Here is a 24,849-nt window from a genome sequence, read left to right as displayed (position 1 = left end):
GACCATGACGCACCCACGTTTCGCGTCGATCTTCGTCCCTGCGCTCGCGCTCGCGCTCCTCACCGCGCCGAGCGCGGCGCGCGCGTGCGAGCGCATCGGTCCGCCGGGGCCGCCGCCGGCCGACCAGAGCGAGCTGCACTGGGGCATCGCGTTCGGCGTCGGGAGCGCCATCGAGCTCACCGTCATCGGCGCGCAGATCGCCGCGGGCGCCGAGATGTTCCCCGACTGGGCGGCGGCGCTCGAGCTCTCGCTCGGGATCGCGCAGAGCGTCGCGGCGCCGTTGGTCATGCAATCCGCGCACGCCGCGAACCTCTGCAGCGCCGGACCGACCACGAGCGACGAAGGCGCGATCGCGGCGGGGTTCCTCTTGTTCGCGGGCGGATGGCTCATCGCGCACGCGCTGTGGAGCTTCGGCGACGGACCGATCGACTCGGAGCCGACCATCCTGCCGAGCGTCTCGTTCGATCGCGACGCGGTCGCGCTGCACGTGCTCGGCACGTTCTGACGCGCGGAGCGCTCGCGGCGAGCGACGCCATCGGGATCTTCCCCGACGAGGCAGCGTCGCGATCGATTGCATCGCGCGAGAGCGGCTCGCGTTACCCTCGCGCCGTACGTGAGCACGCTCGCGTCGCGGAGGATGAACGTGCAGCACGACCGGTCCCGCCTCGTCTCGCTCGCCCTCGCGCTCTCGCTCGCGGGGTGTGGCGCGAGCGTGTTCCACGCGCCGATCCGCAGCGCCGAGCCATCCGACGACGACCGGCGCGATCGGATCGCGCTCGGGGCGATCGATCCCGATCTCGCGACCGATGCGCCGAGCGAGGTCGCGCGCTTGCGTCGCATCGCCGCGCTCGAGACGCGGCTCGGGAACCACGGCCTCGCGGTCGAAGCGATGCTCCGCGCGCTGCAGGTCGCTCGCGCGAGCGCGGCGCTCGCCCCCGAGGCCGAGCGCGACCGCGCGCGTCACCTCCACGTCGAGGTGCGCGACGAGGCGCTCGCGTATGCCGAGCGCACCGCGAGCCTCGAGCTCGCGCTCGAGGCGGTGGGACGCGCCGCGCCGGGCGGCGCGCGCGAGCTGATCGCGCGCCTCGTGCGGCTCCGCGCCGATGCCGGCGGATCGCTCGAGGGGCTCGTGCTCCCCGATCCGCTGCTCCGCGCGCTCGACGACGCTGCGCGCGTCGACTTCGAGCGGCTCGGCGCGGAGCTCCCGGGCGAGCCGCTGCCGGTCGATCGTGTGGCGCGCTTCGGAGCTCGTGCGCTCCCGGTGCTGACGCGCCGACTGCGCGAAGCGGCGCGTCGCGACGACGTCGCCACGGTCCAGGCGCTCGCGCGCGCGATGCGCGAGATCGATCGCTGGGATCCGCTCGCCCGCACGATCGTGCATCTCGCGGAGGCGAACCACGCCGAGCTCGCGATCGACGTCGTCGGCAGCGCGGATGCCGCGCGACGCGGGCTCGCCGTGGCCCGCCTGGAGCGCGCGCGCCGCGCCGCGCCGAACGACGCGTCGATCACGATCGGGCTCGCGTTCCACTGCCTCGGGCTGCGCCTCCACGGCGACGCGCTCGAGCTCGCGCGCGACGCGCTCCCTCACGCGCGCAACGACGACGAGCGGAAGACCGCCGCGCTCATCGCCGGCCTCGCGTCCACGATCGACGGTGACGGCGGCGTGATCGCGGACTGGGAGCTCGAGCACGATCGCGAGCGCCGTTCGATCGCGATCGCGCGCGCGCTGGCGCCGCTGCGCTCGATGCCGGGCGCGAGCGACGCGCTGCGCGACCGCGCGCGCTGGGCGGCGCGCACGCTCGTCGTCGCGGGGCTCGCGACGCCCTCGCTGCTGCTCGAGGTCGTGCTCGATGGCGAGGCGCCCTCCGAGCTGCGGGAGCGCGCGGTCGACACGTTGTGGAGCGTCGATCGCGGCGCGGCGCGTGTCGCGGCGCAGTGCGCGGCGCAGCGGCTGCCGCGAGACGCGTGCGACGCGCGTCTCGTCGTGCTCAGCGAGGACGCATGGCGCGGCGGGCTCACGCCGGAGGGCGACGTGCCCGACCTCGACGAGGCGACGCTGCCGCCGATCGAGCTCGCGGTCGACGACGCGCGGCTCGGCGCGACGGCCGAGTGGGTCGAGTCGGCGTCGCGCTCGCGGCTCGCGCTCGCGCCGCGGTGGGTGCGCGCGCGCATCGTGCTCATGGGGCGGCAGGGCGACGTCGGAGGCGCGCGGTCGCTGCTCGAGAGCGAGGGCGCGCTGCTCACCGGCGCGACGCGGATCGCGCTGGCCGCGTGGCTCGACGATCTCTCCGCGGCCCGCGAGGTCGCGCTCTCGGATCTCGAGGAGGCCCTGGCGCTCGGGCCTGCGCTCACGCGCTTCGGCACCCAGCCGACGTTCGCGCCGCGAGTGACCGCACCGGCGATCGCGGGCGACACGCACCGCCTGGTCGCGGCGGATCGCCACCTCGCGTACGGCGCGTGGCGCGCGGATGCGCCGGGCGCGCTGCGGGTGCTGCTCGAGCGCGCGTCCGATCGCGACGGCGCGGTGATCGCGGGCTGGATGGGCGCAGCGATCGATCGCGACGCGGTCGAGCGCGGCGCGGCGACGAGCGAGCTCGCACACGTCGCGGAGCGCGCGGCGTCGCTCGCGCCAGGAAGCGCCGTCGCGCTGATGCTCGAGGCGCTGCGCCGCCGCGCCGAAGGTGATCCGGGCGCGGCGCGCGACACGCTCGCGCGCGCGCTCGTCCTCGCACCGACGGCTCCGTTGCTCCAGCGGCGATGGATCGAGGTCTGGGGCGAGGCCGAGCCCGATGCGCCGGCCGAGCCCGCGCGCGCGGTGCTGCTCGCGATCGATCCGCTCGGGCTCTCGCCCGCGCTGGTGAGCGAGCAGGCGGCGCAGGTGGCGGACCTCGCCGATCTCTACGGTGCGCCCGCGCCCGGCGGGTACCTCGAGTTCGTCGCGCGTGGTGGGCCGCGCATCGCGAGCGTGCCGGGCGCGTGGGACGCGATCGAAGCGACGCTGCGCCATCGGATCGCGCAGGGCCCCGGCGACGACGCGCCGAGCGCGAGCGCGATGCTCGCGATGGTCGAGCGCTCGCCCGCGTCGCCGGCGCGACGGCGATGGCTGGTGCGGCTGCGGGTCCTCGTCGGAGACGGCGAGGGCGCGCTCGCCGCGGCCGACGCGGGCGCCCCGGCGAGCACGCGCGTGCGCGACGATCGCCCGCTCGCGCCGCACGATCGACTGCGGGCGCTCGCGCGGGCACGGGGCGCGATCGACGAGCGGCTCGCGTGGCGGCTCGTCGCGGCGGACGCGCTCGATCGCCAAGAGCCCGAGCTGCTCGAGCGACTGCGCGTGCTCGCCGAGCACCACCCCGAGCTCGACGCGCTCGTGTGCAGCGAGCACGCGCGCCTGCTCGGTCACGCCGCCGCGCTGCCGACGTGCTTGCGGGCGTGGCGTCGCGGGCACGATCCGGTGGTCGCGGCGCTGCTGGCGGACGCGGTGAGCGAGGTGCCGCGGGCGGCGCGCGCGGCGGGGCTCGAGCCCGAGGCGTTCTTCGAGGAGGCGCGCGACGCGATGGGCGACGCGCTCCCCGCCGTGGTGCTGCACCGCGAGGCCGTGCTCCGAGCACAGCACGGCGAGCGCGACGCGGCGATCGCCGCCGAGCTCGAGGCGCAGGCGCGAGGTTGGCTGCCCGATCGCTGGGAGCCCGACCCCGCGCGACGTGCTCCGGCCGGGCTGCTGCTCCGCGCACAGCGCGCACGGACCGCGGCGGACCACTGGCAGGAGCTCGCCGCGCTGGCGCTCGCCGACGCGCGGGTGCGCGCGGCCAAGCTCTACTCGGACGCCGCGGTGCGCGCGCTCGAGGGCGCGCCGCCGGAGCAGCTCGCGAGGGCGTACGAGCTGCGCGATCTCGTCGGGTGGGCGGAGCACGACGTCGCGGGCGGGCATCTCGATGCCGCCGCCGTCGATGCGTTCGAGCGCGCGCGGCGGAGCGGGTTCGCGGGCGAGGAGATCACGGCGCTCGCGGGCGAGCATCCGGAGTCGGCGCTCGCGGCGTACGGCGCGGCGGTGCGCGCGGTGCGGGCGGGACGGCGCGAGGAGGCGCTGCGGCACGCGGAGGTCGCGCTGCGCGACGTGGCGCGCCCGACGATGATCGCGGCGATCGCACGCGTCATGGACGCGGAGCAGCTCGGTGCGCTGCGCGAGCGTGCACGGGCGAGCGTGCCGGACGATCCGCGCATCGAGCGCGAGGGCGAGGCGCTCCCGGTCGCGGTGGCGAGCGCGCCGGCGCAGGTCGCGCCGCGCACGGCGAGCGACGAAGGGCCGTGCCCGCTCGCGCGCGAGCTGCGGGCGGCGGGCTCGGCGGATGCGCGCGATGCGCTGCTGCGAGATGCGTACGTCGCGGCGCGCGACGCCGACGAGCGAGCGCGCGTCCTCGCGTGCGCGGACGCCGAGATGGCGAGCCGGGACGCCGGCCCGCGCGGGGCGACGAGCGTGCGCGCCGAGCCGCACGATCGGGCGGCGTCGAGTGAGCGCAGCGCGTCGAGCGAGCGCGCCGCGTCGAGTGAGCGCGTTGCGTCGAGCGAGCGCGCCGCGTCGAGCGAGCGCGCCGCGTCGAGTGAGCGCGCCGCGTCGAGTGAGCGCACCGCGTCGAGTGAGCGCACCGCGTCGAGTGAGCGCGTCGCATCGAGCGAACGCGCCGCATCGAGCGAACGCGCCGCGACGGCCGCCGAGCCCCCGCCGAGCGATCGCGCAGCCGCCACCGCGACCGTCTCCGAGCGCGCGATCGCGACCGATCCCGATCGCCCCGAGCGCGCGGCGGTCGTCGCGCCCGAGGACGCCGCGCGCGGCGCCGAGCAGCTCGTCGAAGACGCAGCTCGCCGCGCGGTCGAGTCGGAGCGCCGCGTCGCCGAGGCCGAGCGACGTCGCCGCGAGGCCGAGGCCCGTCTCGCCGAGGCCGAGCGACGCGCTGCGGAGTCGGAGCGCCGCGCCCTCGAGGCGCGACCGCGTCCCGCCGCCGCGGAGCCCGAGGCAGCCGGCGCAGCCGAGTCCGACGAGCGCGCCGCCGACGCTGCGCGCCGCCTCGTCGAGGCCGAGCGTCGCGCGCTGGAGGCCGAAGCGCGCGCCGAGCGCGCCGAGCGCGCCGCGATCGAGGAGACCCGCCGCGCGACGATCGCCGCCGCGGCCGCCGCGCGGAGCGCCACGACCTCGCCGCGCAGCGAGCCGAGCGGCGCCCGAGACGCCGCCGCCGCGTCCCCGAGCGCCGAGGCGGCGCCGACCCCGGAGCCGACGGCCGTGGCCGCCCCCGAGCAGCCCCTCCCGCCGCCGACCGAGCCCCCGTCGCCTCCCGCGTCGGAGCCGCCGCCCGCGCGCGCCGTGGCCGCCGCCGAGCCCCCCACGCCCGCCGAGGTCGCGGTCGCACCCGCGACCGAGCCCAGCGCGCCGGTCACCGACGCGCCTGGCGCGAGCGAGCCCACCGCGCCGCCTGTCGAGACCGGCATCCGCATCCTCGCGCAGCTCCCTCCCGCCGAGCGCGCCGCCGCCGTGTCGACCGAAGCGCCCGTCGCGACCGCGGCCGCGACGGCCCCGCAGATCACGTCGCCGGCGACCGCCGAGGCGCCCCCGGCGAGCGTCCCCGCCACATCGAGCGAGCCCGTGCTCGCCGCCGTCGCGCCCGACGCGCGCGATCGTGCCGCCGCCGCCGAGGCCGCCGCCGCGGAGTCGGAGCGCCGCGCCGCCGAGGACGCCGCGCGCCTCGCCGACGCCCAGGAGCGCGCTGCGCTCGCCGAGCAGCGCGCGAGCCTCTCGGGCGAGCGCCCGTCCCACGCCGACGCGGTCGCCCTCGCGGCCGAGCGCCAGGTGCTCGAGGCCGAGGCGCGCGCCATCGATGCCGAGCAGCGCGCTGCAGACGCCGCTCGCCGCGCCGCGGCCGAAGCGCTCCGCACCGCCGAGCAGGTCGAGCGCACCGCGGTGACCACCGACGCTGCGCCCGTCGCCGCGCCCGAGACGGCCTCGCCGCAGGCGCCCGCGCAGCACGGCGGCCTCGGTCTCGTCGCGGTGCTCGACCCCGATCCGCGCGCGCATCGCCGCGGCGTCGCCCTCACGCTGATCGATCCCGACGGCGCGCTCCGCGCCGCGCGCGACGTCGTCGCACGTCCGCCGTCGCCCACGCCGTCGTCCTCGCCGGCCGGCCTCCCCTACGCGAGCGTCCAGGCGCTCGTCGTGCTGCCCGACGCCGCGCGCCGCACGCTCGCGGACGAGCTCATGCGCAGCGCCGATGCGCGCCAGCCGCTCGTCGCGCTCGCCGCCGAGCGCGTCCAGCCCGGCACCATCGATCCCGAGCTCCTCGGGCGCACGATCCAGAGCGGCTCCGCGGCGCTCGCGCTCGAGGCGGTGCGCGCGCACGACCTCAGCACGACCTCCGCCGAGCTCGACATGATGCGCTCGCGCCTCGACGCGATGCAGCCGTCGTCCGAGCCGATCGACGCCGCGCTCGTCGCATCGCTGGTGCACGCGCTCGCCGCGGCGGGCGATCCGCAGGACCGCTCGCGCCTCGAGCGCGCTCCCGCGCTCGCCGCCGGCGTGCCGGTGCTGCTCCCCGCGATCGCACGCGACGTCGCGCTGCATCGCGCCGCTTCGGCGCGCGGTCGCATCACCGATCCCGCGGCCGAGCGTGCTCGTCGCGCGCGCCGCCCGAGCGAGCTCTCCCCCGCGGCGCTCACCCTGCTCGCGAGCGAGCCGCTGCCGCGCGTCCTCACCGGCACGTACTGGCGCCACGCGCGCATCGCCCAGCCCGCGCAGCTCGCCGCCGCGCTGAGCGCCGGGCCGCTCGCGCCCGTCGCCGCGGCCGCGGGCACCGGCGGCGGCGTCGATCTCGACCGTCCCATCGAGTGCGCCATCGCCGACTCCGGCGAGACCTCGTGGGTGTGCATCGCGCACGTGCGGGACGCCGATCGCGTGCGCGCCTCGCTCGCCGAGCCGCGATCGAGCGCCGCCGCGGCCGCGCGCCTGCCCCTCGATCTCGCTGCGCTCGCGGGCGAGCTCGCCGCGCTCGCCGGGCCGGTGCCGCAGGTGATCGACCCGCTGCTCGATCGTCCCGACCTCGCCGGAGCAGGCGAGCTCCTCCTCGCCGAGCGTGCGCGCGCCGAGATCGATCTCGGCGGCGGCGTCGGGCTCGAGCGCTACGCCACCGTCGAGCGTCGCGCGAGCGGCGCGACCGACGTGCAGCTGACCCACTGCCTCTTCGCCGGCGATCGCGTCGTGCTCTTCGGCGACGAGGAGATCGCCCGCGTGGTGCTCTCGACGCCGCCGCGCGCGAACCGCTCGCTCGCCGCCTCGTCGCGCCTGCGCCGCCTCGCGCGTGGTGCTCGCGACGCCGCGCTGCAGCTCGCGACGCTCGACTGGCGCGCCGATCGCGAGCTGCCGCTGATGACCCGTCGCGACTCGATGCTCGAGCTCCGCGTCGACGGTGGCGCGATCGTGGTCACGACGCGCTCTCCGTACCGCGAGCCGCGGCGCGACGTCGTGCCGCTCGAGAGCATGCTCCCCGAGGACGCGATCGCGCGCTTCGCGCTCGCCTCGCACGCTGGACGCGCCCCCCGTCGCCGCGGTCCCGTGCAGCCGGTCGCGGATCGCGCCGCGCTCGGTCGCCTCGTGCTGCGCGAGACCGAGCAGATCGCGTTCGCGTGGATGCCGGCGCCGGGCGAGGGCGCGTGGGATCGCTGGGTCGCGATCGGTGAAGGCGCCCGGCTCGACGGTGCGCTCGCGGGGGCAGGCGTCACGCGCGGCGATGGCAGCGTGCGCGAGGTCGGCGGCGGGTTCGTCGCGTCGCGCGGCCGGCGGTGGATCCTCGGCGCGCGCGAGGAGGACGTCGTCGCGGCGCTCGCGCGTCCGGAGCGCGTCGGCGATCGCGCGTCGACGGAGCGCGGCTCGGGCGCGATCGACGGTGACCGGGCCTCGAGCGTGCTCGCGCAGATCGCGCGCGGCGTGCCCGAGGGCGATCCCCGTCGCGCGGCGCTCGACGCGCTCGCCCAGCGCGTCGGTCGCGCGCACGGCGTGTCGTACCGAGCGCGCGCGGAAGGGCGCGAGCTCGTCGTCGAGCTGCGCGCCGGGCCGTGACGCTCACTCGCGGCGGCGCGGATCTTCCGGCCACGCGTGGCGCGGATAGCGCCGCATCAGCTCCTTGCGCAGCGTCGGATAATGACGCTCCCAGAACCCGGCGAGATCGGTCGTGACCTGCACCGCGCGCTGATTGGGCGCGAGCAGGTGCAGCACCACCGGCTCGCCACCGATGCGCGGACCTTCGAGCCACCCGAAGAAGTCCTGCATCCGGCTCTCGATCCACGGCGCGCGATCGAGCTCGTAGTGCACGGTCACGCGCTTGCGACCCGGCAGCGAGACGTGATCGGGCGCGAGCCGATCGAGCTTCGACGTCACGTCGTGCCCGAGGTCCGCGAGCAGCAGATCGAAGAGCCCCGCGCCCTTCACCTCGTCGACGCTGCGCCGCCCTTCGCTCGCTTGCTCGAGGACCGAGAGCAAGCGCGCATCGTCGAGCTCCGGCAGCGACGGATCGACCTTGCGCGCCAGCGCGAGCCGCAGGCGAAGCTGCGCGAGCGCCTCGCGATCGATCAGCCGATCGATCCCCTGCTCCATCAGCGCGCGCGCCAGCACCGCGGCCGCGCCCGGCTCGCCCGCCGCGTCCCCGCGCGACTCGTCGATCGTGAGCCCGAGGTAGCGCAGCGCCGCGATCTTCTCGAGCCGTCCCGTCTTCGGATCGAAGCGCAGCTCGCGCACGTCCTCGATCGCATCGGGCAGCATCTCGAGCAGCCACTCGGCCTCGATCGCGCTCGCGGTGCGCACCTCGATCGCGCCGCGCCGCTCCTCGGCGTCGATCGCGACCATCAGCTCGGGCTCGCGCACCACGCTCGTCTCCGCCAGCCGCGCCGAGCCCCCGCCCGCGAGCACCACGTCGGGCTCCTTCGCGCGCCGTCTCCGCGCCACACGATCGGGGAACCCCGCGAGCAGCGCGCGCCGCAGGATCGCGTCCTCGTCGAGGTCCGCGTGCTCGCTCGGACGACCCTTCACGCGCTTCAGGGCGCGCACGATCTGCTCGGTCGCGCGCGCGGCCGCCATCCCGCCCGCGACGTCGAGCTCGTGCGCGCGCAGCCGCGACGCGCTGACGCCCTGCGCCGCGACCGCCTCGAAGAGCTCGAACCGATGCACGGCGTCGCTCGTCCCGCTCTCGTGCGCGTGATCGCGATCGCGCGACATCCGCGTGCGCATCGACATGCGCAGATCGCGCTCCGCGAGCAATGCCGCGAGCGTCGCGCCGCGCGTCCCGAGCCCGTGCGCGTCCGCCTCGAGCACCACGCGCCCGAGGCGCGGATGCAGCGGCAGCGCGAGCAGATCGCGTCCCACGCTCGTCAGCGCGCCTTCCTGCGTCGTCGCGCCGAGCAGCGAGAGCAGCCGATCCGCCGCGACGATCGACGCGCGCGGAGGCGCCTCGAAGAACGGGAACTCGAGCACGTCGCGCACCCCGCGCGCGCGCAGCGCGAGCACCGTGTCCGCGAGGTCGACGCGCTGGATCTCGGGGGCGTCGTGGCGCGGCCGCGTGTCGTGGTCGTGCTTCGTGTAGAGGCGGATCGCGCGCCCTGCGCGCGTGCGTCCCGCGCGTCCCGCGCGCTGCGTCGCGCTCGCCTGACAGATCGGCTCCGTCTCGAGCGTCGGCAACCCCGACCACGGCGAGTGGCGCGCGACGCGTGCGAGCCCCGAGTCCACGACCGCGACCACACCGTCGATCGTCAGCGACGTCTCGGCCACGTTCGTCGCGAGGATCACCTTGCGGCGCGCCGAGGGGCGCACCGCGCGATCCTGCTCCGCGGGCGGCAGGTCGCCGTGCAGCGGGAGCACGTCCACGTCGAGCGCGCGCGCGCCTTCTTCGAGCGCTTCCGCGGCGCGACGGATCTCCGCCGCGCCCGGCAGGAACACCAGCACGTGCCCCTCGCTCGACTCGCGGAGCGCGCGCTTCACCGCGGCCGCGACGCGCCGCTCGAGAGGGCGATCGTCCGCGCCCTCCGCGTGCTCGATCGTCACCTCGTAACGGCGCCCGGGGACGCGCACCACCGGCGCATCGAGGAACGACGCGACGCGCTCGGCCTCGAGTGTCGCGCTCATCGCGACGAGCCGCAGATCCGGGCGCTCCGCGCGTTGCAGCGCGCGCACCATCGCGAGCGCGAGATCCGCGTGGAGCGATCGCTCGTGGAGCTCGTCGAGCACCACCGCGGACACCCCGCGCAGCGTGGGATCCGCGACCAGCCGCCGCGTGAGCACGCCCTCGGTCACGAAGCGCACGCGCGTCTTCGCGCTCGAGACGTCGTCGAAGCGCACCGTGTACCCGACGCGCGCGCCGACCTCCTCGCCGAGCTCCTCCGCGACGCGCTTCGCCGCCATCCGCGTCGCGATGCGCCGCGGCTCGAGCACCACGATCTCGCCGCGCTCCGCGAGCCCGCCGTCGAGCAACAGCGCGCGGGGCACGCGCGTCGTCTTGCCCGCGCCCGGCTCCGCGACGAGCACGAGGTTGCCCGACCGCGCGGCAGCGGTGATCTCGGGCAGGAACGGATCGATCGGCAGCGCCTCCATCACTCGCCGCGCGCCCGACGCTCCATCAGCACGCGCACCGTGAACCCGCCGCGCATCTCCTGGCCCACGAAGTAGAGCCAGTCCTCCACGTCCGCGCGCTCGACCACGACGGCATCGCCGCGCCTCACGTTCCTCACGTCGACGGGATCGTTGTCGAGCACGCCGTGGAAGCGCTCGCCGTCCCAGCGCAGCTGGCCGACCCACATGTGCTCGCCGATCGCGCCGTCGCGGAACGTCGTCTTCACCGCGTGCCCGCGCGCGCTCGGATCGACCGCGCCGAGCGCCGCGATGAATTCGTCGAGCGTCGACTGCGCCTGCCCCGTCGCGGCGACGAGCTCGGGATCGCCCTGCGCGACGTCGACGACGTTGCCGGCCGCGACCTCGTCGATCGGCGCGTCGCTCGTGTTCGCGCTCGAGCCCTCGCCCCCGGCGCTCGCGCGCTCGTTCGTGCTCGCGCCCGCGGTCGTCTCGGCCGCGCTCCCTCCGCACGCCGCGAGCGCCGCCGCGAGCACGATCCCCATCACCGTCCGCTTCATGCGGCCGCGAGTGTTCCGTGCGCGCCGGCGCGCGTCGAGCGCGGTCCACTTTTCCGTGGCGACCGTAGTACCGTCGTCACGTGCAGCACTTCCCGCGCGCTTCGCTCCTCTTGCTCTTCGCCCTCGTGGTGTCCGCCTGCGACGAGGCTCCGCCCCACGTCGAGCGCCCTCCCGCGCCCGAGCACGACGGCATCCACTCGTTCGCGAGCGGCTGCTACGCGATGGACGCGACCGAGCCCGGCAGCACCAACACGCGCTGGCTCGTCGCCGCGCCGGACGGCGAGACCTTCACCTTCGCTGCGACCACGCAGGACGCGGGCGCGCGCTTCACGATGCGCGCGGCCGACCTCGGCACGTACCTCTTCTTCGACGCCGAGCGCCACTACCTCGTCGCGCAGGACGACGCGCTCGCGCGCACGTCCGAGCTGACGTCCGACGTGCTGCTCGTCGACGACACGTACGAGTCGCCCGCCGAGTGGGATCTCCAGGTCTCGCCCCACGATGCCGAGCGCTTCCAGCTCGTGCACCACGCGACCGGCCGCTTCCTCGGCACGCGCGGCCTCGTCGAGGACGAGGCGCGCGCCGCGGTGATCGCGCTCTATCCGACGACCGGATGCACCGAGTTCCCCGAGCTCACGCTCGATGCCGAGGGCACGATCGATCCGCAGCGCTGGGACGACGGCGCCGTGTTCGGCATCGTCGAGACCCACGGGCACCTCTTCAGCAACGCGGGCTTCGGCGGCGGCGGCCAGTACCACGGCGCGCCGTTCCATCGCCTCGGCGTCGAGCACGCGCTGCCGAGCTGCGAGCCCTTCCACGGCGTCGACGGCCGTCGCGATCTGATCGGCTTCGCGTTCGCGGGCCTCGGCGATCTCGACGTCGACGCGCTGCTGCCCGCGCTGATCACCGGCATGACGCCCGAGGCGAACCACGCGACCGACGGCTATCCGACGTTCACGGACTGGCCGAATTCCTGGGGCAGCGCGACCCACCAGACGATGTACTACCGCTGGCTCGAGCGCGCGTGGATGGCGGGCCTCCGCCTCTTCGTGCAGCACGCGACGAGCAACTCCGTGCTCTGCGAGTTCATGGCGGGCCTGCCCGGCGCGTCGCCCACTCGCTACTCGTGCAACGACATGGTCGCGACCGAGCGCTCGATCGAAGCGGCGTACGCGCTCGAGCGCTACGTCGACGCGCAGTCGGGCGGTCCCGGGCGCGGCTGGTTCCGCATCGTGACGACGCCCGAGGACGCGCGCCGCGTGATCGACGAGGGCAAGCTCGCCGTGATCCTCGGCATCGAGGTCTCGAACCTCTTCGACTGCTTCCTCGCGCCGCGCGAGGGCTTCCCCGCGTGCGACGAGGCGCACGTGCGCGCCGAGCTCGACCGCTATCACGAGCTCGGCGTGCGCGCGATCTTCCCGGTCCACAAGCTCGACAACGCGTTCTCCGCGGGCGACGGCGATCGACGCGTCGGACAGATCGGCAGCTTCGTGAACAGCGGCCACTGGTCGAGCTTCGTCCTCGACTGCCCCGAGGTGGACTCGGTGTTCGATCACGGCGACGTCGTGTTCGGCGGGCTCAACATGCCGCGCGAGGACTACCTCGCGCCCCCGCCGAACGACATGAGCGGCTTCGCGGAGAACCCGATCGGCACGCTGCGCCCGTTCCTCGCGAACCTGCAGGAGCCTCCGCTCGAGGGCGACTACTGCCAGAGCGCCGGCCTCACCGCGCTCGGCGAGACGCTGATCGGCGAGCTCATCGCGCGCGGGATGATCATCGAGGTCGACCACCTCCCGCGGCGCGCGTTCCTGCGCGCGTACGAGATGCTGGTCGAGGCCGACTATCCCGCGGCGGGCACCCACGGGAACACGTTCGGCGGCGTGATCTACGAGCTCGGCGGTGTCTCGAAGACCGGCCTCGGACGCTGCAGCGCGCCCGACCGTCCGGGCGCGATGGGCGATCGACTGCGCGATCGCGTCGCGCTGATCGAGGAGCACGGCGGCTATCCCGCCGAGGGCTTCGGCTTCGACCTCAACGGCTTCGCCGGCGGACCGCGCCCTCGCTTCGGCGAGGACAGCGACTGCAGCACGCCGCAGGCGAACGGCATCGAGTACCCGTTCGAGTCGTACCGCGGCGACGTGACGTTCACTCCGCCGCACCTCGGCGAGCGCGACGTCGACTTCGACACCGAGGGCATGCTGCACATCGGGCTGATGCCCGAGCTGATCCAGGACGCGCGCAACGACGGCGTCACCGACGAGGACCTCGCGCCGCTCTTCCGCTCGGCCGAGGGCTACCTGCGCATGTGGGAGCGCGCCGAGGCGAGAGCCGCGGAATTGCGAGGAGAATAGCCAGCGCACGGAGCGCTCCGACGCGGCGCACGGAGCGCTCCACGTTCCTCGCAAGCACGCGATCTTTTTCTCGAAAATCGCGTGACCCGAAGCGCGCGAGCGGCCGCCACTGACCGCACGCCATGCTCGCACGCCGCCGCTTCCTCCAGGGGCTCGCGCTCTCGGCCGCAGCCGCTCCCTTCACGTCGTTCGGACTGCGCGCGCTCGCAGGTCCCGGCGATCCGCCGCTGCGCCTCGTGCTGTGGCCGATGATGAACGGCTCGGACCCGGCGCACTTCTGGCCGTCGTCGGTCGGCGCGACATCGCTGGTCACCGAGCCGCTCCGCGCGTTCGCCGATCAGATCACGTACGTGCGCGGCCTCAACGTGCAGGGCTCGGACAACCACTTCGCAGTCCGAAGCATCTTCACGGGCGCGCCGGTCCCCGACTACCTCTCGCCCGATCCGCGCGTGCGCTCGCTCGATCAGGTCGTCGCCGCGCACATCGACGCGTCGGGCCCGACGCCGGTGCGCAGTCTCCACCTCGGCGTGCGCCCCGCGGACAGCTACGACTTCTACCAGCTCTACGGGCGCTCCACGCTCTTCTTCACGCCCGAGGGCCCGGTCGACTACGAGGCCTCGCCGGTCGCCGCGTACGATCGCCTCTTCGCGGGCGGTCCCGTCGATCCCGGCCCGACGGAGCCGACCGTCGATCTCGACGCCGAGGCGCTCGCGATCACCGAGGCCGAGCTCGGCGATCTCGGCGCGCGCGTCACGGGGCTGCCGAGCGAGGAAGAGAAGATCGCGCAGCACCTCGCGTCGGTGCGCGCGCTCCGCAGCACCGGCGAGATGCCGCCGCCGACCACGGTGTCGTGCGAGACGGGATCGCTCGCGAGCGTCGAGCGTCTGCGCAGCGCGCTGCAGGGCAACCCGCGCGAGGCGTACAAGGACGAGCACTTCTCGAACATCTTCGACGCGCAGGTCGACGTGATGGCGCGCGCGATGACGTGCGGCCTCACGCGCGTCGCGACGCTGCAGGCGGGCTCGGCCGACGGCAACGTGCTCGTGCCGGTCAACGGCGGTCAGCCGCACCACAACACGTCGCACGGCGATCAGGCGCTCTTCGCACGCTGCCAGGCCTGGTACATGGAGAAGCTCGCGCGCTTCCTCACCGCGATCGACGTGCCCGATCCGCTCGATCCGAGCGGCAACACGGTGCTCTCGAACACGTGCGTCGTGGTGATGGCGGAGTGCCTGCCGTCGTCGCACTCGAGCATGGGCGTGCCGACGATGATCATCGGGCGCCTCGGCGGGCGCCTGCGCACGAACGCGATCATCGACGCCGCGGGCGCGACCAACCGGCACGTGCTGAAGGCGGTGTGCCGCGCGTTCGGCGTGAGCGACGCGGACAGCGGTCACTTCGGCGGCGACGAGCTCCGGGAGGTGCGGTCGTGAAGCTCGTGCAGGCGATCGTGATCATCGGCGCGCTCGCGATGGCGAGCGTCGGATGCGTCGGCAACCTCGGCGACGGCGCGGCCGGGCCGAGCGGCAGCGGGCGTCCAGGCGGGCCGAACAACCCGGGAAATCCGAACAATCCGCGCCCCAACGAGCCCGTGCCCGCATGCCCCGACGGCGACGAGCTCGGCCCGCGCGTGGTGCGGCGCCTGACCGCGTCGGAGCTCGAGACGACGATCCGCACCGTGTTCTCGCTCGACGCGAGCGCGTGGAGCGGACCGACCACGCCGCCCGACGCCGCGAGCGGCGACGGCTTCACCGGCGACGTCGATCGCCTTCGCGTGAACGAGACCTACGCGTCCCGCCTGCTCGAGACCGGTCGCGCGGTGGCCGACGTCGTGAGCGCGCAGCCGCGCCTCTCGACGATGCTGCCCTGCGCGACCGCGGGTGACGAGGCGTGCGCGCGCAACTTCGTCACGACGTACGCGCGTCGGCTCTATCGTCGCGCGCCGACGGACGCCGAGCTGAACCGCTATCTCGAGGCGTACCGTCGCATCGTGCCGGCCGCGGGGTTCCCGGCGTGGGTGCGCGCCGCGACGATCGCGATGGTGCAGTCGCCGCACGTCGTGTGGCGCTCGGAGCTCGGCACGGTGTCGGGCGACGGAGTCGCGCAGCTCGCGGGCTGGGAGATCGCGACCGAGCTCGCGTACACGTACACCGGCGCGCCGCCGGACGACGCGCTGCTGTCGCGCGCGGAGCGCGGCGAGCTCGACGATCCCGCGGTGGTGCGCGACGTCGCGCGCTCGATGGTGCTCGACGACGCGGGCGCGGTGCGCCCGGCGTTCCGTCGCATCGCGCTGCGCTTCTTCGAGCAGTGGGCGAGCCTCTCGTCGCTGCCGAACATCACGAAGGACGTCGAGCTCTATCCCGGGTTCACGCCCGCGGTGCGCGACGCGATGCGCCGCGAGCTCGACGCGTACTTCGATCACGTGATCCTCGAGGAGCGCGGCGGCGTCGCCGAGCTGCTCACCTCGCCGAGCACCTACGTCGACGCGACGCTCGCGAGCTACTACGGCTTCGGCGCGGCGAGCGGCGGCGACATGATCGCGGCGGAGCGCCCGGAGGGCTGGGGCATCGGCCTGCTCGCGCAGGGCGGCTGGCTCAGCGTGCAGGCGAACGCCGAGATCACGTCGCCGACGCGCCGCGGTCACTTCATCCGTGATCGCCTGCTCTGCCAGGAGATCCCGCCGCCGCCGCCCACCGTGGGCCCGCTGCCCGAGGTCGACGTCGGCAGCGTGAGCACGCGCGAGCGCTACGAGGTGCTCCACGCATCGAACGAGTCGTGCAACAGCTGCCATCGCCTGATGGATCCGATCGGCTTCGGCTTCGAGCACCTCGATGCGGCGGGCCGCCGTCGCGAGACGGAAGGGCGCTTCGAGATCGACGACAGCGGTCGGCTCACGAACGTCAGCGCGGGCGACATCGAGTTCGAGGGCGCGGAGGCGATCGCGGCGCACCTCGCCGAGCTCCCCGAGGTCGAGGGCTGCATCGCGACGTGGGTCGCGCGCCACGCCTACGCGATCGATCGCCACGATGCGGCGTGCATGGCCGCGAGCGCGCGCCCGGAGCTCGAGCAGGACGGCGGCAGCTTCGTCGATCACTGGATCGCGCTCGCGGGCACGGCGCACTTCACCAGCCGTCGCTAGATCGGAGCGCGCGCGGCGCGACGAGCCCCACGATCTCGCGAGGAGCCCTCCCACCAACCTCCTTCTCTTCGCGGGCTCGTGGGATTCGTCGTGCCGCGCGCTCCCGTGCCGCGGCGCGCCGATCCGCGCTCACTCGCACATCGAGAGCGCGGCGACGACCAGCAGCGCGGTGCGTCGCAGCGCGGCGTCATCGGCGCCCTCGACGCGCAGCGCGATCCCGCCGCTGCCCTCGAAGCGCATGACGTCGCCGTCGAACGCCGCAGCGCCGGTGCGATCCGCGCGCATGAGCCGATCGTCGACGACGTGGAAGCGCAGCGCGCCGTCCGCGTCGACCACGTGCGCGTCCCCTTCCCACGCCATGGTCACCTGCAGCACGAGCGCTTCGCTCGCCGCGTCGCGCACCGAGCCGTCCTGCGCGATGACACGCTCGCAGTCGCGCCGATGGAGCCGCCCATCCGCATCGAGCACCGCGAACGGCTCGCTCGCGCGCTCGTCGACGAACACCAACGCACCGAGCGCGAGCGCGTTCGCAGCGCGCTCGCCGCCGGTCGCGACCTGCGCGCGCGCCTCGGTCCATCCCGCGTAGCTCGGCGCGCCGCCGCATCCCGAGAGCACGAGCACCAACATCGACACCCACGGAGCGAAGCGACGCATGACGCGACGCTAGCGCGCCGCGCGAAACGAAACGAGGCCCGGCGAGCAGGTCTCGCCGGGCCTCGTCGTGTCGCGCTCGACGCGCGCGATCAGCGCGTGAGCTTGCGGTACTTGATGCGGTGCGGGCGGTCCGCCTCGGCGCCGAGGCGCTTCTTCCGGTCCGCCTCGTAGTCCTGGTACGTGCCCGTGAACCACACGACGTTCGAGTCGCCCTCGAACGCGAGGATGTGCGTCGCGATGCGGTCGAGGAACCAGCGATCGTGCGACGTGATCAGCGCGACGCCCGGCCACTCGAGCAGCGCGCCCTCGAGCGAGCGCAGCGTCTCGACGTCGAGGTCGTTCGTCGGCTCGTCGAGCAGCAGCACGTTGCCGCCCTGCGTGAGCACCTTCGCGAGGTGCACGCGGTTGCGCTCACCGCCGCTGAGCGTCTTCACGATCTTCTGCTGATCGCCGCCCTTGAAGTTGAAGAGACCCACGTACGCGCGCGACGGGATCTCCGTCTTGCCGACGACGATCTTGTCCTGGCCCTTCGAGACTTCCTTGAAGACCGTGTTGTCGGGCTCGAGCGCGTCGCGCGACTGATCGACGTACATGAGCTTCACGGTGTCGCCGACCTTGATCTCGCCCGCGTCGGGCTTCATCTGGCCGGTGATCATCCGGAAGAGCGTCGTCTTGCCGGCGCCGTTCGGACCGATGATGCCGACGATCGCGCCCTTCGGGATCAGGAACGACAGGTTCTCGTAGAGCAGGCGATCGCCGAACGACTTGCTGACGTTCTTCGCCTCGATGACCGTGTCGCCCAGGCGCTCGCCCGGCGGGATGAAGATCTCGTTGTCGGTGCGCTTGGCCTTCTGCGCCTCGCTCACCAGCGACTCGTACGCCTGCAGGCGCGCCTTGCTCTTCGCCTGTCGCGCCTTCGGCGACTGGCGCACCCACTCGAGCTCCTGCGCGATCTTCCGCTTGCGCGCCGAGTCCTGCTTCTCCTCGACCTCGAGCCGCTTCTCCTTCTGCTCGAGCCAGCCGGTGTAGTTGCCCTTGAAGGGATAGGCCTCGCCGCGATCGAGCTCGAGGATCCACTCCGCGACGTTGTCGAGGAAGTAGCGGTCGTGGGTGATCGAGACGATCGTGCCCGGGTACTCGTGGAGGTGCGTCTCGAGCCACGCGACCGACTCGGCGTCGAGGTGGTTCGTCGGCTCGTCGAGGAGCAGCAGATCCGGCTTCTGCAGCAGCGTGCGGCAGAGCGCGACGCGTCGTTTCTCACCGCCGGAGAGGTGGTTCACGATCTCCTCGGCCGGCGGCAGACGCAGCGCGTCCATCGCGATCTCGAGCGTCGTGTCGAGGTTCCAGCCGTCGCCCGCGTCGATGAAGTCCTGCAGCTTCGCCTGCTCGTCGAGCAGCTTCTGCATCTCGTCGTCGTCCGAGACCTCGCCGAGCTTCATCGAGATCTCTTCGAACTTCGCGAGCGCGTCGCGCATCGGCTGCACGGCCTCGTGCACGACGTCGATCACACGGCGATCGCGGCCGATGTCCGGCTCCTGCGGCACGTAGCCGACCGTCGCGCCCGGACGGATCCACGCCTCGCCGGTGAAGTTCTTGTCCTCGCCCGCCATGATGCGGAGGAGCGACGACTTGCCCATGCCGTTCGGGCCGATGACGCCGATCTTCGCGCCGGGGATGAACGACAGGTAGAGGTCCGTGACGATGCGCTTGTCGGGCGGATGGACCTTCGTCACGCCCTTCATGGTGAAGATGTAGTCGGTCATCGCTGGGCCGCGTGATCTCGCACATCCGGTGCGGAGAGGGAAGGGGCGCGCGGCGCGTCGAGCGGGCAGGCGCGGCCTGCTCCGCCGGTCGTGAACGCATCAGAGCCCGGCATCGCCGAGGGGTGCTCGTGAGCTTCACGGAAACCATCACGAAGTGCACGAAGGCATGCCCGTCGTGTGGGGGGGCGTTGCCCGGCGTGTGCGTCGGAGCGAAGCCCCACTGAAGCTCCGTGTGGCTCGCGTTCGCCGCGGGATCGGGCTGCGCGCGAACCCCAGACCTGGTCCCGCCAGATCGCGATCGATCCCGTCTGTGCGCCCTGGGGTACAGCCGGATGTGGAAGTTGTCCCAGCGGTCCTTCTCGACCACTTCGGTGTCGGATTCGCACGCGCTGCCAACCTCGTTTGCTCCGTGCCGTCGCCGCCGCCAAGCTCGCGCGCGATGGGACTCAGGACGCGTGTGAAGAAGCAAGTCTCCCGCGGGCTGCGCACGCTCGGGCGCTTCCTCACGAACGCGGGCGAACGGCTCTCGCAAGAGGGCGCAGCGGCGATCGCGACGGACGCGCGGCACGTCGACACGCCGAGGTCGGAGAATCGCGCGATCGATCTCGTTCCCATCACGCTCGACGACGTGCTCGCGCTGCTCGTCGATCCCGAGTCGCGGCAACCGCTCGCCCGCGCTGGCGACGCGCTACGCGTGTCGGGCGGAGCACGCGAGTACCCCATCGTCGCCGAGGTGCCGTGGCTCATGAGCAAACTCGGGCGGCCCGTCGTCGACGGCGCGCCCGGCGCGAGCGCCTCACACGTCGCGCGATCGGCTCGCCCGGCCCGCACGCTCGTGCTCGACGTCGGCACGAAGACCGGCAAGCACCTGCGCGGCGTCCTCGACGAGCAATCGAAGGTGCTGCGGTTCGATCCGAGTATCCCGTGCGCGGTCGTCGGCATCGACCTCCACCAGGACCGGCTCCTCGGTGCGCGGGCGAACGGCATCTTCGCCGTTCGCGCCGATGCGTCGCGGATGCCCTTTCACGACGGTGCGTTCGACATCGCGGTGATTACCGAGCTGCTCGAGCACGTTCCGCGCGAGCTCGCGGTGCACGTGCTCCGCGAGGCGCGTCGCGTGACGCGCCGCTCGATCTTCATCCAGAACCCCGACTTCACCGCGGAGGAGTATCTCCGCACCGCGGGTCTCAAGTTCGCGTGGATGGACTGGAAGGTCCACCCGCACCACGTCACGGCGGACGGGATGCGGACGATCCTGGAGGAAGCCGGGTTCTCGTCGTTCGAAGTCGAGCAGATCCGTCCCGTCGCGGACAGCTCGCACTCGGAGATCGTGCCGATCGACGCGCCGACCGACACGCTCGTGTTCGACGCTGCGATCCACTCGAAGCGGAGCGTGATGTTCGATCAGCCGGTGTTCGAGAAGCTGCGGGTCGTGCTCGACATCGAGCGACACGCGCGCTGACGCATCCGCGTACGCTCGACCGAGCACCTCGTCGATCGTGCCCACCGACGAGCATCGGCGCGCGCGCGCCCCGAGCCGGGGCGCGCGCGTCGATGGCACCGGAGCGCCGCTGCGGCCCTTCAGTCGCCGGACGTCCGAGAGGAGCCGCGTCGCGCCAGCGAGAAGATCCTCGCCGCCGCCGCCCGCGTGAGCGTGCCCGACAGGTGCGAGAGCTCCCGCGCGAGCTGGCGCCACTCGCCCGGGGAGCTCGAGTCGGTCGGCAAGCGGCGCGTCTTCGCGCGCTTCTTCACGTAGCGCTTCAGCTCGGCCTCGAGCTCGTCGATCTTCCGCTGCTGCTTGGCCTGTGCTTTCAGCGCCCGCTTCGTGTTGGCGCTGCTCTCCGCGAGCTTCGCGGACAGGCGCGCGATCTGGTTCTGCGCGTTCTCCGAGGAGGGGGTCGCGGCGTGCGAGTACGGCCGTGTAGCGACCAACGCGATCCACCGCTCGAACAGCGCGCGGTGACGCTCCACCACGTGGCTCGCGAGGGTCGAGCGCAGCCTCTGCCATTCCGTCGTCATGTTCGGAAGCTCGGCCGCGACTTCGGGCGCCGTCAGCTGGAGATGAGCGGCATGACCGTGGATCGGCGTCGCTCGGTAGGTCTCGGGCGCGACGAGGCTCACCGGCGCGGAGAGCACGATCGGCTCGCGCTCCTTCGCCGCCAGGTCCAGCAGCAGGTCCCACGCCCAGAGCGCCCCGGATGCGACGTCGATCGAGTGCTCGTGCCAAACCTGCGCAGGCACGAGCAGCGCGAGCGGCAGGAAGGGCTCCGACACGAGCTCCGGCACGGTTTGCGGTGGCTCGTCGACCAACGTGCCAGGCTTCACGGGCACGGTCGGGTCCTGCGACGGGCCGATCTGCGGCCGCAGGATGACTACGCGATCGGGGTGGGCGGTGCGCGCGAGCTCCGCCATCACCGAGGGTCGCAGCTCGACGCCCGCCTGGACGATCAACGTGTGCTCGGCCGCCGATCCGCCGATGCGCGTGGCGAGCGCCGGGTAGATGTCGAAGAAGTCCGCTGCGGCCGGCGCAGTCGATCCCGGAGCTGGCAGCGCCGAAATCGTGCTCACCGAGCTCAACTCACAGCCCACCGCTCGTGCACTGGCGAGGGTCGCTTGAGTGCGATCCGGCGTGCGCTCGGCGAGCACGACGACGTCGACGCCACGCGCGAAACGCCGCGTCACCTCGCTCGCACGCACCCCCGGCTCGATTGGGTCCAAGACCGCGTCGAGCCAGCGTTCGGCCTGCCGCTCGATACCGAAAGCATCGTGCGCCCGCACGGATGCTGCGCGCATCAGCTCCGGGAGCTCGTCATATCGCGCTTCGATCGAGCGAATCGCGTCACGCCACGCGCTCCGGTCACCCACCAGAAACCACTCGGGCAACCCGAGCTCCTCGACGGCCCGGCGATGCTCGGGCGTATCGGCTGCGAGGAAGGGGACCGCGAGCGCGGCGCACTTGAACAGCCGGTTCGCGTTCTTCGCGAGCGTCCATGCGCTCTGCTCGACGGGAAGCAGCACCAGGTCCGCCGCGGCGATGTGCGCGTCGACTGTCTCGAGGGCCCACTCGATGTCGCCGTGCGCGGTGATGGTCGTGACCGGGAGCGCGAGGTCGAGCGCGTCGAGCGCGACGAGGTTCGTGCGGTTCCCGAACCAGGCGAGGCGGCTCCGCCAGTCGTAGTCGGACTTCCGCGCGGCGCCGGGCAGCACGTCGATCGGGTTCTCGAAGAGACGAACGTTCGGGTGGTATGCGCTCGCTGCCTGGAGCAGCTCGTGCGAGCCGACCGTGACGACGTCGGCGAGGTTCACGATCTTGAGGATCTCGTCGCGCGCACCGCTGTCGTCGAGCAGGTAGTGGTCATCGAAGTCGTAGACGACGCGCGCGCCGCGGCGCTTCGCTTCGAAGAGCGCCGCGAAGTTGCGCTTCTTCTGGAAGACGACGAGCTCGGCGTCGGGTCGAGCGTCGATCTCGACGTCGTGGCCGCGAGCCCGCAGTGCGTCGGCGATGTAGTGCGCGCGCAATCGCGCGCTGGCCTGGGAAATCGGGCCGAACGGAAAGAAAGAAATACGCATCACAAACCCACGACGCGCGCGAGGAGCGCGTTCCACCGATCGATGTAGCCGTTGATTCCGAAGAGCTCCTGCGCCGTGGCTCGACCCGCGCGCCCGATTCGCCGGACTTCCCGCGGATGTCGATAGAGGTACTCGAGATGATCGAGCAGCTCGTCCATGTCGTTGCTGCAGAAGCCGTTCACCCCATTGCGGATGTACTCGCTCTCCCCGTGCGAGTCCGTCGTGACGATCGCGAGGCCCGTGAGCATCGCTTCAGTGCGCGCGCGCGGGTTCGCAGATGCGTAGCTCGGATGGAAGAAGATCGAGCTCGACCGAAGGAACTGTCGGTACTTGGTGAAGCTCGCGAATTTGACGTCCCGCCCTACCCACGTGACGGGAACGCGCTCCTCGGCACGCGGGATCGCCGCCACGTTTCGGCACTTTCCGTGCTGCTGTGAAAAGGGCTGCACGTGGAGCACGTTGTGGTTCGCGTAGTCGGTCGCGGGCCACTCCTCCGCGCTCATCCCGTGATGGATGTACGTCGAGCTGGGGACCGCCCAGAGCTCGTGCGCGGTCTTGCTGTTCGCGACCATGTGGCAGTCGCCGATGAGCTCGCGCATCTGTGCCGACGAGCAGCCGTCGACCATGTTGCAGCCGTGATTGATGACGATCTTCGGGCCGCGATACGCGTCACGCATGCGCAGGAACAAGAAGCGCTTGGCAGGCTCGTGGTACGTCCACTGGTCGACGTGAAGGATCATCACGTCGGACTCGATCGCGTCGTGCGAAGGCACCCACGTGATCGAGGGCGGTATCGGCCGCTGATCGGTGTGCCAATTGCGCGACGTGCCCGCAATGAAGAAGAAGTCGTGCGGGAGCTTGGCGAGCTCGTAGTCGTGCGCCGTGTGCCAAGGATACTTTACGATCCGATGTCGGGTAGTCATCACATCTCGCTCGATTCGGTGGAGCCGTTCATCGATGCCGGCTCCACAAAGGATTTCTCGAGGCCGAAGATCCCGGCGACGTCGCGCAGACGGTCGCGCAGCTCGGGCTCTCTTACGTCGAGGTGCGTCGGATCCCACCGATAGGCGAGCTCGAACACCGCGCGGCGCGCGTCGAGCCCCGGCGGTCGAGCGCGGGCCACGCCGAACAAGTCGATCTCGACCGTTCCGTCGGCGCGACAAAGCACGCTGATCCGAGCGCCGCGATCGTCCCATCCGCCCGGCGGCGGATCGGTGCCGACGACGAGCGACACCGGAGCCTCGAAGAACGCGCGGCGCGCGGCCTCCGAAGCGTTCCGCAGCTCGTCGAGCAGTGCGCCATAGCGCGTTCGCACGGTGCCGAGCGCGTCCTGCTTTTCCCACGCGCGCAGCGCCGCAGCGTGTCCGGGATGGAGCACCTGCAGGATCCGCGAGTTCTTGCGTTTGAGCTGCTCTCTCGCCGCACCGAACGAGAGCCCCCGCGCGTGCAGGATGAAGCGCGAGCAGTCGACGCGGTGCACCAGCCCCACGCGCGAAGCGCGCTCGTTCCAGTCGTTCTCTTCGCCGTAGCCGCGGAGAAACAGCTTGTCGTCGAGATACCCGACGCGCTCGATCGCGCGCCGCTTGATGAGCATGCAGAACCCGGACGTGCTCGGCACCGGGTCCAGGGCGCGCTCCGACACGAAGCCGAGGACGCGCTGCGCCATCGGTGCGGTGACGCCCGGGGGCAGCTCGTGGTCGCCGTAGGCACGCGGGACCGAGTACACGCCGGCGGCGTTGCTGAGCGCGCAGACCGACGCCGTCGCGTCATCGAGGTGTGCTGCCACGCTCAGGCGCGGGAGCCACCCCGGGGTGGCTTCGGTGTCGCTGTTGAGCAGCAGGACGTCGTGATCCGGAGCCGACTCGCGAATGCCGCGATTGACCGTCGACACGAAGCCGAGGTTGCGCGAGTTCCGCAGGTGCTTCGTGCGGCGCCAGCTCGCCGCGAACGCCGTGCAGACATCGTCCACGCGGCGATCGCTGCTGTGATCGTCGACGAGCACGATCTCGGTCGTTTCGGGCGTGTCCGACGTCCGGATCGATCGCAGGCACCGATCGAGGGCGTAGGGCGCGTTGAAGATCGGAATGACGACCGAGACAGCCGGCCGCGCGGAGAGCCGCGCTAGCGGGCGCTCGGGGACCGAGCGCTCGAGGGCCGTCGCGAATCGTTCGACCGCTTCGCGCGCGAGAGGAGAGAACGAGATGATGGGTCGCATCAC

General features: G+C 73.0%; 13 protein-coding genes. 6 read left to right on the top strand and 7 right to left on the bottom strand.

Features of this window, described 5'->3' with window-relative positions:
* Window positions 1-4 precede the first annotated feature (4 nt).
* Together DB32_RS33395 and DB32_RS33390 are read left to right on the top strand one after the other, a co-directional pair.
* Window positions 5-505, top strand: coding sequence for a hypothetical protein (locus tag DB32_RS33395; RefSeq protein ID WP_053236710.1), 501 nt, complete (start codon window positions 5-7; stop codon window positions 503-505).
* Between the two features lie 138 nt (window positions 506-643).
* Window positions 644-8,098: a hypothetical protein gene (locus tag DB32_RS33390; RefSeq protein ID WP_157069691.1), complete on the top strand. Its 7,455-nt coding sequence runs from the start codon at window positions 644-646 to the stop codon at window positions 8,096-8,098.
* 3 nt (window positions 8,099-8,101) lie between these two features.
* Here DB32_RS33390 and hrpB read toward each other — a convergent pair whose 3' ends face one another.
* On the bottom strand, window positions 8,102-10,618 hold the full coding sequence (gene hrpB, locus DB32_RS33385) for an ATP-dependent helicase HrpB (RefSeq protein WP_053236708.1): 2,517 nt from the start codon (window positions 10,616-10,618) through the stop codon (window positions 8,102-8,104).
* Entirely contained in the window at window positions 10,618-11,154 is a 537-nt protein-coding gene (locus DB32_RS33380; protein ID WP_053236707.1) for a DUF2314 domain-containing protein, read from the bottom strand. Before DB32_RS33380 ends, hrpB begins: the two co-directional genes overlap by 1 nt.
* A gap of 80 nt (window positions 11,155-11,234) precedes the next feature.
* Here DB32_RS33380 and DB32_RS33375 point away from each other — a divergent pair, with 80 nt between their 5' ends.
* The 3 genes from DB32_RS33375 to DB32_RS33365 all read left to right on the top strand — a co-directional run bounded on the left by DB32_RS33375 (window position 11,235) and on the right by DB32_RS33365 (window position 16,644).
* On the top strand, window positions 11,235-13,505 hold the full coding sequence (locus DB32_RS33375) for an amidohydrolase family protein (RefSeq protein ID WP_157069690.1): 2,271 nt from the start codon (window positions 11,235-11,237) through the stop codon (window positions 13,503-13,505).
* A gap of 122 nt (window positions 13,506-13,627) precedes the next feature.
* On the top strand, window positions 13,628-14,938 hold the full coding sequence (locus DB32_RS33370) for a DUF1552 domain-containing protein (protein WP_053236705.1): 1,311 nt from the start codon (window positions 13,628-13,630) through the stop codon (window positions 14,936-14,938).
* Window positions 14,935-16,644 carry a DUF1592 domain-containing protein gene (locus DB32_RS33365; protein WP_053236704.1) on the top strand — a complete coding sequence of 570 codons (1,710 nt, stop codon included), beginning with the start codon at window positions 14,935-14,937 and terminating at the stop codon, window positions 16,642-16,644. The genes DB32_RS33370 and DB32_RS33365 overlap by 4 nt, the downstream gene beginning before the upstream one ends.
* A 129-nt stretch (window positions 16,645-16,773) precedes the next feature.
* On the opposite strand, the gene DB32_RS33360 is transcribed toward DB32_RS33365, so the two are convergent.
* Window positions 16,774-17,298 (bottom strand): hypothetical protein, encoded by a 525-nt coding sequence (locus DB32_RS33360; protein ID WP_053236703.1) that lies wholly within the window; start codon window positions 17,296-17,298, stop codon window positions 16,774-16,776.
* 89 nt (window positions 17,299-17,387) lie between these two features.
* Complete coding sequence (gene ettA, locus DB32_RS33355; protein WP_053236702.1) at window positions 17,388-19,061, bottom strand: energy-dependent translational throttle protein EttA; 1,674 nt, start codon at window positions 19,059-19,061, stop codon at window positions 17,388-17,390.
* 232 nt (window positions 19,062-19,293) lie between these two features.
* On the opposite strand from ettA, the gene DB32_RS33350 reads away from it, so the two are divergent.
* Entirely contained in the window at window positions 19,294-20,523 is a 1,230-nt protein-coding gene (locus tag DB32_RS33350; RefSeq protein WP_169791640.1) for a class I SAM-dependent methyltransferase, read from the top strand.
* Window positions 20,524-20,642: 119 nt separating this feature from the next.
* Here the strand turns inward: DB32_RS33350 and DB32_RS33345 are convergent, their stop codons facing one another.
* From DB32_RS33345 to DB32_RS33335, 3 genes are read right to left on the bottom strand one after another with little or no spacing between them, the layout of a single operon-like run.
* Entirely contained in the window at window positions 20,643-22,667 is a 2,025-nt protein-coding gene (locus DB32_RS33345) for a glycosyltransferase (RefSeq protein ID WP_157069689.1), read from the bottom strand.
* Window positions 22,631-23,554, bottom strand: coding sequence for a glycosyltransferase (locus tag DB32_RS33340; RefSeq protein WP_053236699.1), 924 nt, complete (start codon window positions 23,552-23,554; stop codon window positions 22,631-22,633). The genes DB32_RS33345 and DB32_RS33340 overlap by 37 nt, the downstream gene beginning before the upstream one ends.
* On the bottom strand, window positions 23,554-24,846 hold the full coding sequence (locus DB32_RS33335) for a glycosyltransferase family 2 protein (RefSeq protein ID WP_053236698.1): 1,293 nt from the start codon (window positions 24,844-24,846) through the stop codon (window positions 23,554-23,556). Before DB32_RS33335 ends, DB32_RS33340 begins: the two co-directional genes overlap by 1 nt.
* Window positions 24,847-24,849: the final 3 nt, after the last annotated feature.

The organism is Sandaracinus amylolyticus (genome assembly GCF_000737325.1).
Classification (GTDB): Bacteria; Myxococcota_A; Polyangia; order Polyangiales; family Sandaracinaceae; genus Sandaracinus; species Sandaracinus amylolyticus.
This window is presented reverse-complemented; position numbering and strand designations above follow the sequence as displayed.

Coding starts and splice junctions, on each gene's coding strand:
- DB32_RS33395 (WP_053236710.1), top strand. CDS start 5: ATGACGCACCCACGTTTCGCGTCGATCTTCGTCCCTGCGCTCGCGCTC.
- hrpB (WP_053236708.1), bottom strand. CDS start 10,618: ATGGAGGCGCTGCCGATCGATCCGTTCCTGCCCGAGATCACCGCTGCC.
- DB32_RS33380 (WP_053236707.1), bottom strand. CDS start 11,154: ATGAAGCGGACGGTGATGGGGATCGTGCTCGCGGCGGCGCTCGCGGCG.
- DB32_RS33370 (WP_053236705.1), top strand. CDS start 13,628: ATGCTCGCACGCCGCCGCTTCCTCCAGGGGCTCGCGCTCTCGGCCGCA.
- DB32_RS33360 (WP_053236703.1), bottom strand. CDS start 17,298: ATGCGTCGCTTCGCTCCGTGGGTGTCGATGTTGGTGCTCGTGCTCTCG.
- ettA (WP_053236702.1), bottom strand. CDS start 19,061: ATGACCGACTACATCTTCACCATGAAGGGCGTGACGAAGGTCCATCCG.
- DB32_RS33340 (WP_053236699.1), bottom strand. CDS start 23,554: ATGACTACCCGACATCGGATCGTAAAGTATCCTTGGCACACGGCGCAC.
- DB32_RS33335 (WP_053236698.1), bottom strand. CDS start 24,846: ATGCGACCCATCATCTCGTTCTCTCCTCTCGCGCGCGAAGCGGTCGAA.